Origin of the sequence: Pontibacter harenae (assembly GCF_020907245.1) — a bacterium.
In the GTDB taxonomy this organism is placed as follows: Bacteria; Bacteroidota; Bacteroidia; order Cytophagales; family Hymenobacteraceae; genus Pontibacter; species Pontibacter harenae.
Window position 1 is genome coordinate 168,843 of the sequence record NZ_JAJJWH010000005.1, and the last position, 8,442, is coordinate 177,284.

The window sequence follows — 8,442 nt, forward strand, 5'->3', positions numbered from 1 at the left end:
CTTGCGTGTTCTCATCATAGCCGTCAGGCTATGATGAGAACACGCAAGAACGGCGGAGGTAGTTTAGAGGAATGCTTTCCGTAACCGTCGCAATCACTCATTTAGTTTTATACGTTCGGAACAGGACTATCCAGATTTGTAGCAATACTTTTTTGGTTAGACCTGCGTATAGTTTTATACACACTTTATGTGGAAAACTATATTATAAATACTTAACCAATAAAGAAACTATGAAATCGATACTACTTGCACTTGTACTAACTGGCGTAGCCCTTTCTGTAATGCTAATACGTACGTTGCCGAAAGATGTATTAACAGAAGGAGATGCTTCCGATACTAATTTTTGAATATACTTATCTGTATAAAAAGCAAAAGGCCACCTGCATTTTCAGTTGCAGGTGGCCTTTTATATATATTCTTGAGTGAATCTGTTTAAGCGACCTTCAGCTGCTTCAGGCTCGATTTCTCAAATTTATCACGGGCGTAGTCGCCTGTAATGGTCAATTCTTTAGATCCTTCTTCAGAAGGCAGTTCAAACATAGCATCCGTCATAATGCCTTCGCAGATAGAGCGCAGGCCACGGGCACCAAGCTTATACTCTGCTGCTTTCTCCACAATATAGTCAAGGGCGCTATCGTCGAAGCTCAATTTTATATCCTCCATCTCAAACAGACGTTTGTACTGCTTTACGATAGAATTCTTTGGTTCAAGCAATATCAAGCGTAGCGTTTCTTTATCAAGCGGGTCGAGGTGTGTTACCACTGGCAGACGACCAATCAGTTCTGGTATCAAGCCAAAGTTTTTCAGGTCTTGTGCCGTCAGGTACTTTAAGAAGTTCTCCTGCTCCTCAGCCTCATCCATTTTCGATTTAGAGAAACCGATAGGGCGAGTGTTCAGTCTGTTCTTAATCAGTCTGTCGATACCAACAAAGGCACCACCGCAAATAAACAGGATGTTCTCGGTGTTTACTGTAATCATTTTCTGCTCTGGGTGCTTACGGCCTCCCTGTGGCGGAACGTTTACTACAGTACCTTCCAATAACTTCAGAAGTGCCTGCTGAACACCCTCGCCACTCACGTCGCGTGTAATAGAAGGGTTATCGCTTTTGCGGGCAATCTTATCAATTTCATCAATGTAAACGATGCCACGCTCAGCAGCCTCAACATTATAATCGGCAGCCTGCAGCAAGCGGGTTAGTATACTTTCTACGTCTTCGCCTACATAACCAGCTTCTGTAAGCACGGTTGCATCAGCAATGCAGAAAGGCACCTGCAAGATGCCAGCCATCATACGGGCAAGATAAGTTTTACCAGTACCTGTCTCGCCCACCATAATGATGTTCGATTTCTCGATCACCACTTCGTCTTTTTCTTCTGAATGTTGCATCAGTCGCTTGTAGTGATTGTACACTGCCACCGACATAACTTTCTTCGCCTCGTCCTGGCCAACTACAAACTGATCGAGGTAGGTTTTCATCTCCTTCGGCTTCATCAGGTTGAACTTAGGAGTGCGGCTGTTTGCGCGTATTTTATTCTCCTCGTTCAGTATCTGTTGCGCCTGTCCGATACAACGGTCACAGATATGGGCGTTAATGCCCGATATCATCACCGATACATCCTTCTTGTTTTTGCCACAAAATGAGCAAGTAATTTCAGCCATAAAAGTAGTTGATCCAGATAATATATTAAGCTTTTAACCTTAGCTTGAAGCAAAGATAGTAAAATGAAAAGTTATTAGATTATAAAATTTTCTTTATTTGGGCTGCTGTAGGTGCAATTATTGGAAAATTTATATTTATATATTATAGGTTAATGCGTTGATATATAATGCTTTGCACTGGTAAATTTCCACAATATGCTGTTGATAATTTTTCAGAAGATTGCAAATTTACTTCTGTTGAGGGGATGTAAAAAGCTTGGAAATGGCCTTAAAAAGGAAAAGCCCACCTTTTTAGGGTGGGCTTTAAATGTGATTTTTCCCTTATTGCTTCTTACGAGTTAGTACCTCGTCAATCAGGCCGTACTCTTTTGCTTCATCGGCTTTCATCCAGTAGTCACGGTCAGAGTTGTCATACACCTCCTGGTAAGACTTACCTGAATGGTCAGCTAAGATTTCATATAGCTCTTTCTTCAGCTTTAAAATCTCACGGGCTGTAATCTCGATATCTGATGCCTGACCTTGTGCACCGCCCATTGGCTGGTGAATCATGATGCGTGCATGTGGCAGGGCAGAACGCTTGTCTTTTGCACCACCAGCTAGTAATACTGCACCCATAGAGGCAGCTAAACCAGTACAGATAGTTGCTACATCTGGGCTTACGTACTGCATAGTGTCATAAATACCCAAGCCAGCATATACCGAACCACCAGGGCTGTTAATGTAAAGCAGGATATCTTTCTTCGCGTCGGCAGACTCTAGGAATAGAAGCTGTGCTGTAATAATGTTAGCAATAAAATCGTCTACCTGTGTACCCAGGAAGATGATACGGTCCATGATCAGGCGGGAGAATACGTCAATCTCACGGAAGTTTGTAGGTCTTTCCTCAATTACAGAACGTGTCATACTTTCGATGGTATGCATGGCTCTGCCTTCTACATGGTTGATGTATTGGTCTACGCCCAGGCCGCTAAGCCCTTGGCCTTTCACGGCAAATTTGCGGAACTCGTCTTTATTAAACATAGTTTGTTTAGGGTTACGGTTTAGTCAAAAATAAAAAAAGTCCTTTTAATAAAGGACTTTTTTTATGAATTAGTTTTTATTTATGGTTATTCAGATATGTTTCTGAAGTCCTCTGAACTGATTGTTTTCTCAACAACAGTTACTTTTTCTTTAAGTACTTCGAGCACTTTCTCTGCCAGTAATTGCTCGTACTCGTTAATGTAGTTGCGGCCGTTATCCTGCTGCAAGAACTGGTTTGCATAGTTATTAATGCTTTCTACCAGCTCTTCTGGTACTTCAGGCATGTTGAACTGCTGCAGCATCTTCTCTTTTGTGCTGTTTACCACTTCTTCGTTAGTAACTTTCAGCTCGTTCTCAGCTACTACTTTGTTCTTGATCATCGACCACTTCAACTCACGTACATAGCTATCGAAGTTTTCTTCAATTTGCTCTGCCGTCAGTTTGCCTTCGTTCGTTACCTGTAGCCAACGCTTGAAGAACTCTGTTGGAAGCTCAACTTCAATGTTATCTATCAACGAATTCATGATACGGCGGCTAAGTAAGTTATTTGCCTCTTGCTGATAGTTCTCAGAAATCGTCTCACGAATCTTCGCGTCGAAGTCTTCCTCAGTAGTTACTTCATCTTTACCGAAAAGCTTATCAAAAAGTTCTTGATTTAGCTCAGCTGGCTCAGTGCGATTGATTTTTTCAACTGTAAATTCAAATTCACCGTTCAGGTCGGCAGTTACTTCTTTGCTCAGGCCAGTTACGTGTGCCAGCGCTGCATTGTCGTCGCCAAATGTTTTACGGATGTCAAAGCGAATTACATCACCTTCTTTAACACCAATAAATTGATCTAAACCTTTTACTACACGGTTGGTAGGAATAAGGGTATTAGACTGAAACTCGCCGTCTACCTGCTTCAACTCACCAGAAATAAAGTCACCTTTCTCAGATGCCTCTGGGTTTGTGGTCTGGCCAAACTGGCGTCTTAAGTTCTCGTAAGCCTCGTCAATTGTTTTTTGATCAAGCTCAACAGTGTAACCCTCTACGCTTTTATCTAACGGAAGGTTAAAGTCAGGCAATAAACCTACCTGGTAGTTAAATTCAAACTCCTTTTGGTTATCCCAGTCAATTTGCTCCTGGTCTGGCTCTGGAAGAGGCTCTCCTAAAAGCTTTACATCGTTCTCACGGATGTATTTAGAGATCTCGTCCTGAAGCAGCTTGTTGATTTGCTCTACTAAGATGCTCTTGCCATACATTTTCTTTACAAGACCAGCAGGCACCTTGCCAGGCCTAAAACCTTTTATCTGAGCTTTTTTGCTATACTCTTTAACCTGTTGGTCTACTTTAGGGGCATAGTCAGCTTCTTCCAGTACAACCTTCAGTTGTGCATTTGTGCTGTCTGTTTGGTTTAATGTAATATTCAAGGCTGTTAAATTTTAGTTGGCTACTCTAGTAAAAACAAACCCCCAACAGTTCTGTTGAGGGTTCGTGATTTATGTGCGGATGGAGGGACTCGAACCCCCATGCCTCGCAGCGCTAGATCCTAAGTCTAGTGCGTCTACCAATTTCGCCACATCCGCGTGGTGTTGTTGTTTGTAATAGTGGTGCAAAGATACGCACGAGTTTTTTATTTGCAATAGCTGGCTGCTAAAAAACTTAAAAAATATTTAAGGAATTGCCTTTTAGAGTAGGGAATATAGTAGCTTGTAGTTGCAAGGCGCTGAAAATTAATAAGATGGAATATTGATGGCTGAAACTAAAATTTTTTAACTTTTTATGTATTTGTTTCGAACGATAGCGGTAACAAAGAAACTTACTTTAACTTTTCAACTGGAGGGGAAAATAGTTTGTCCCCCCGTGAGTTTGGAGCGCACCTTGTCAAACTCTAAAACGAAAGGTAAGTAAGTTTTGGGAAGAACAGCAGCTACAATAGCAATATATAAATCCTTTTCATCATCCTAAATACACAGTTCGTCGATAAGTATAGCACACAAATTATATAAAGTTGGTGGATACACTTCAGAAAGCTATTTTTGGATAAACAACAACGTCTAAGGCTTTGAGCATCTTAAAAATAGATAGCGTCTCGAAACGCTATGCCAATCATACTGCCCTGAGCAACGTTAGCTTCGATATTCCGCAAGGTTGTATCTTCGGATTATTAGGACCAAACGGGGCAGGCAAAACTTCGCTAATCCGTATCATTACGCAAATAACTGGTGCTGATACAGGAGAGATACATTTTAAGGGTGAGCGTTTGAAACCTAATCACATCAGGGAAATGGGGTATTTGCCAGAAGAGCGGGGCCTGTACAAGAAGATGAAGGTGGGGGAGCAACTGCTATACCTGGCAAGGCTGAAAGGGCTGAGCAAAGAGGAGGCCACTGCACGCATAAAAGCTTGGGTAGATCGTTTGGAAATTCGGGAGTGGTTGGGCAAGAATATTGAAGACCTCTCGAAAGGAATGCAGCAGAAGGTGCAGTTTATTGCCACGGTGCTGCACGAGCCTGATCTGATTATCTTGGATGAACCTTTCTCTGGCTTCGACCCGATCAATGCGAACCTGATAAAAGACGAGATTCTGCGTCTGCGTGAAAAAGGAGCTTCTATCATTTTTTCAACACACCGTATGGAATCGGTGGAAGAACTGTGCGATAATATTGCCCTCATCAACCGTTCACGCAAAGTGTTGGACGGGCCTGTGAAGGAAATCAGGAATGCCTACAAAACTGACACTTTCCAGATAATAGGTAATGGGCAGCTGCTGGTGCTATCGCCAGATTTTGAGGTGCTGGAGCAGCACGATAACCATGGTGTTTTCCGAGCCAACATCAGATTATTGAACGGCGCCAAGCCAAACGACCTGCTGCGTTACCTGCTCGATCGGGTAGAGATACACTCCTTTGTGGAGCTGGTGCCAAGTATAAACGATATCTTCATCCGTAAAGTAAAAGAAACCCATGAATAAGATCTGGCTGATTATACAACGTGAGTACCTGACCCGTGTGCGAAAGAAGAGTTTCCTGATTATGACTTTCCTGACGCCCTTGCTGCTAGCTGCTTTTATGGTGATACCTGCGTGGCTAGCCACTGTATCGGATAGCGATGAGGTGGTGATGGTGCTGGATGAAAGCGGCAGATTTGTAAATAAACTAGAGAACAAAGGCGACCTGAAGTTTATTCCGCTGCAGGGTACGCTGGAACAGGCCAAAACCATCTACCAGGAAACAGATAATACAGCCCTGCTTTATATTCCGCCCATAGAGCTTGACAACCCTGAAGGTATAAAAATATACGCCAACAAGAACGCCAGTATCCAGACGAAGGTGCGGTTGGAAAATATGCTGGAGAAGGAGATAGAGAACCAGCGCTATGTGGCTTCAGGTATAGACCGAACAGCGCTGGAACGGATGAAGGCTAACATCTCAATTGCGACCGTAAATTTGAGTGAAGAAGGAGAGAAGGACAACAACGCTTTCGTAACTTCTGGTGCTGGCATTATAGGAGCTGTGGTGATTTACTTCTTCATCTTTATGTACGGTGTGCAGATTATGCGTGGCGTGATAGAAGAGAAGACGAACCGAATTGTAGAGGTGATGATTTCGTCTGTAAAGCCTTTTCAGCTAATGATGGGCAAGATTGTAGGTATAGCCGCCGTAGGTCTAACGCAATTTTTACTTTGGGTGGTGCTATCGATAGTTGTGGTAACAGGTGTGCAGGCGGCCTTCGGTATAAAAGCACAAACCCCAATGGAGCGTGTAGAGGCTGGTCGTGCAGCGGCTACTGGCGAAGAGCAAGTAGACGCGGAAGATGCAGCACAACAAAGCGAGTCTAACGAAATGGTTGCCTCTGCCTTCAAAGCGATGGGTAACCTGAACATCCCGCTAATCCTGGGCTGTTTCCTGTTCTACTTTTTGGGTGGCTACTTGCTGTATGGTTCCCTGTTCGGAGCCATAGGCGCTGCCGTAGATAATGAGACGGACACGCAGCAATTTATGTTCCCGATCACCATCCCGCTGGTGATCTCGTTTATCATGTCCTACACGGTCGTTATCCAAAACCCTGACGGTCCCGTAGCTTTCTGGATGTCTATCATACCTTTCACTTCGCCTATTATCATGATGGTACGCATTCCGTTCGGTGTGCCTAACTGGGAACTGCTGCTCTCAATGGGCCTGCTGATCCTAGGTTTTATACTGACCACCTGGCTGGCTGCCCGTATCTATCGTGTAGGTATCCTGATGTACGGTAAGAAGGTAAATTATAAGGAGCTGTCGAAGTGGCTGTTTTATAGGGTGTAGTTATCTATAAGCAAGAAAATGAAAAAGCTCGCCATACTTCTATCTGTGTTATTTGTCTTCACAAGTTGCAGCAACCAGCCTGTAGAGTTCGAATGTGTAGGAAATAGTCTTGCGGATATAAAGTTGATTCTTCAGCCTAATAAGGCTTTTAAAGTTGAATTTCAAGCATTTGAAATTGATGAAGAAAAACTAAACTTTACTGGTGAATGGACTATCAAAGAAAACTTCTATGAATTGACTTTCAATCAGGAAAAGGCGCCAGACCTGCAGGCACTTTTTGATAAAAATTATGATAATGGAAGCTTTGAAGTTCTAGATAAAAGACGAGTAAAATTTAAAACTGATTCCAGAGAATTGATTATATGGGGAATCCCATGTGAAAGGAAATAAATAAGCCTACAGACAGCAAAATGTAGCCACTTTATAGGAGTGATTTGCAGTTTGGCAGTCGCTCAGTTCCCTTACTGTTCATTTCGGTAGATTGAAACGCACTTCTATTTTATATAATCTAATTTGTACTTGATACGCCAGCAAATGAAATCGTTCCTAAGCCTGCTCCTCCTGATGATAGTAACAGCCTCAACCTCTGCCCAGGACAAAGAAAAGCCAGCTTACAAGCTGTTCAACAAGCAAGGAAAAGGTGTAAACTATGGCAAAATGCTGCAGGAGTTGCAGAAGGCAGATCTGGTGCTTTTTGGAGAGCAACATAACGACCCAATTGCACATTGGCTACAGTTGGAGGTAGCAAAGGATCTATACCAGGTGCATCAGCAGAATTTCGCTATTGGAGCGGAAATGTTTGAAGCCGATGTGCAGTTGGTGCTGAATGAGTACCTGGCTGGGCAGGTGCCTGAAAGTAATTTTGAGCAGGAGGCCAGGCCGTGGCCGAACTACAAAACCGACTATAAACCTATTGTAAAATACGCAAAGGAGAACAAAATTCCTTTTGTAGCCACCAATGTGCCCCGCCGCTATGCGGCTATGGTATCTAATGGTAGCCTGACTGCCTTAGCAACAGTTTCTGAAGATGCGAAGCATTTCATAGCACCACTTCCTGTTACTGTGGATATGACACTGTCAGGCTACAAGAACATGCTTTCACTGTTTGGCGGCAGCACACATGGCAATACTAAAAGCATAAACATTGTACAGGCGCAGGCGCTGAAAGATGCCACTATGGCTCATTTTATACTGCTGCAGGTAAGCAGCGGCAAAAAGATGCTCCACCTGAATGGCGGCTACCACTCCGATAATTTTGAGGGTATAGGTTGGTACCTAAAGCAGCAAAACCCACAGTTAAAAATAGCAACTATAAGCACCGTGCAGCAGGAGGATGTGGAGAAGCTGTCAGAAGAACACAAAGCCAAAGCTGATTTTATATTAGTGGTGTCTGCCAGCATGACGCGGACGTACTAATTCCAACCACCCCCTAGCCCCCAATGCCGTCAACTTAAGGATTTACAGGACTGGTCTTTTA

At 43.3% G+C, this 8,442-nt stretch carries 7 protein-coding genes and 1 tRNA gene; 4 read left to right on the top strand and 4 right to left on the bottom strand.

Annotated features, from left to right (window positions below):
- Positions 1-432 precede the first annotated feature (432 nt).
- From clpX to LN893_RS04705, 4 genes are all read right to left on the bottom strand, one after another.
- The gene (gene clpX / locus LN893_RS04690; protein ID WP_229968642.1) at positions 433-1,659 is read right to left on the bottom strand and encodes an ATP-dependent Clp protease ATP-binding subunit ClpX; all 1,227 of its coding nucleotides are present in this window, start codon (positions 1,657-1,659) and stop codon (positions 433-435) included.
- A 321-nt stretch (positions 1,660-1,980) separates the two neighbouring features.
- Positions 1,981-2,679 (bottom strand): ClpP family protease, encoded by a 699-nt coding sequence (locus LN893_RS04695; protein ID WP_255709885.1) that lies wholly within the window; start codon positions 2,677-2,679, stop codon positions 1,981-1,983.
- 86 nt (positions 2,680-2,765) lie between these two features.
- Positions 2,766-4,088 carry a trigger factor gene (gene tig, locus LN893_RS04700; protein WP_229968643.1) on the bottom strand — a complete coding sequence of 441 codons (1,323 nt, stop codon included), beginning with the start codon at positions 4,086-4,088 and terminating at the stop codon, positions 2,766-2,768.
- Between the two features lie 74 nt (positions 4,089-4,162).
- Positions 4,163-4,244, bottom strand: a tRNA-Leu gene (locus LN893_RS04705).
- A 479-nt stretch (positions 4,245-4,723) separates the two neighbouring features.
- Here LN893_RS04705 and LN893_RS04710 point away from each other — a divergent pair.
- The 4 genes from LN893_RS04710 (at position 4,724) to LN893_RS04725 (ending at position 8,381) form a co-directional block, all read left to right on the top strand.
- Complete coding sequence (locus LN893_RS04710) at positions 4,724-5,632, top strand: ABC transporter ATP-binding protein (RefSeq protein WP_229968644.1); 909 nt, start codon at positions 4,724-4,726, stop codon at positions 5,630-5,632.
- Positions 5,625-6,965, top strand: coding sequence for an ABC transporter permease (locus LN893_RS04715; protein ID WP_229968645.1), 1,341 nt, complete (start codon positions 5,625-5,627; stop codon positions 6,963-6,965). The genes LN893_RS04710 and LN893_RS04715 overlap by 8 nt, the downstream gene beginning before the upstream one ends.
- A gap of 18 nt (positions 6,966-6,983) precedes the next feature.
- Positions 6,984-7,355, top strand: a complete 372-nt coding sequence (locus LN893_RS04720; RefSeq protein WP_229968646.1) for a hypothetical protein — start codon at positions 6,984-6,986, stop codon at positions 7,353-7,355.
- Positions 7,356-7,499: 144 nt separating this feature from the next.
- On the top strand, positions 7,500-8,381 hold the full coding sequence (locus LN893_RS04725; protein WP_229968647.1) for a ChaN family lipoprotein: 882 nt from the start codon (positions 7,500-7,502) through the stop codon (positions 8,379-8,381).
- Positions 8,382-8,442: the final 61 nt, after the last annotated feature.